The sequence below is a fragment of the Cupriavidus basilensis genome (assembly GCF_029335485.1).
GTDB classification, from domain to species: Bacteria; Pseudomonadota; Gammaproteobacteria; order Burkholderiales; family Burkholderiaceae; genus Cupriavidus; species Cupriavidus basilensis_E.
This window is the reverse complement of the sequence record NZ_JARJLM010000704.1, coordinates 1-608: the sequence shown is the minus strand read 5'-3', so window position 1 is coordinate 608 and position 608 is coordinate 1. Positions and strand designations below refer to the sequence as shown.

The window sequence follows — 608 nt, the reverse complement described above, 5'->3', positions numbered from 1 at the left end:
TTTTTTCGCCTAAGCGCCAGAATTCCCATGCGCCTCATCTCGCTGCTGCTGTTCGTGTTGTTGCTGGCCATCCAGTATCCGCTTTGGCTGGGCAAGGGCGGCTGGCTGCGCGTATGGGATCTCGACAAGCAGGTGCAGGAACAGACCGCGCGCAACCAGGCGCTCAAGTTGCGCAACGCCAAGCTGGAAGGGGAAGTGAAGGACCTGCAGGACGGCACCGGTGCCATCGAGGAGCGTGCCCGCTACGAGCTGGGCATGGTCAAGGATAGCGAGGTGTTCGTGCAGTTTGTCGCGCCCGCTCCCAAGGTCAGCGCCACGCCGCCGCTGCCGCCCCCGCCGAATTCCCCGGCCGTTACCGGTCACCGCTGACCGCCGCCCGTGCGTGAAAGCGAAGCCATCCTCCCGGCATGGCGACGCGGCGTCGCGGTTCAGTCTCTATTTTCCGTCGTAGGATCCGTCCATCTCCGCTGTCCCCTGGCGGGACGGATGCCGTGCGTCCGCGGGCATGGCCGGCTCTTTGCGTGTGCCAGGGGTGGCTGGCCGCCTGGCCATTGCGCCCGGCGCATCGCACTGCCGGATCAGCGAATCAGCGGGTTACCGGCTCACCA

1 protein-coding gene is annotated in these 608 nt (G+C 66.1%); it reads left to right on the top strand.

All coding sequences use genetic code 11. From position 1 onward, the window contains the following. Positions 1 to 27: 27 nt before the first annotated feature. Positions 28 to 369: a cell division protein FtsB gene (ftsB, locus tag P3W85_RS43530; RefSeq protein ID WP_017225194.1), complete on the top strand. Its 342-nt coding sequence runs from the start codon at positions 28 to 30 to the stop codon at positions 367 to 369. Positions 370 to 608 lie beyond the last annotated feature (239 nt).

Coding starts and splice junctions, on each gene's coding strand:
- ftsB (WP_017225194.1), top strand. CDS start 28: ATGCGCCTCATCTCGCTGCTGCTGTTCGTGTTGTTGCTGGCCATCCAG.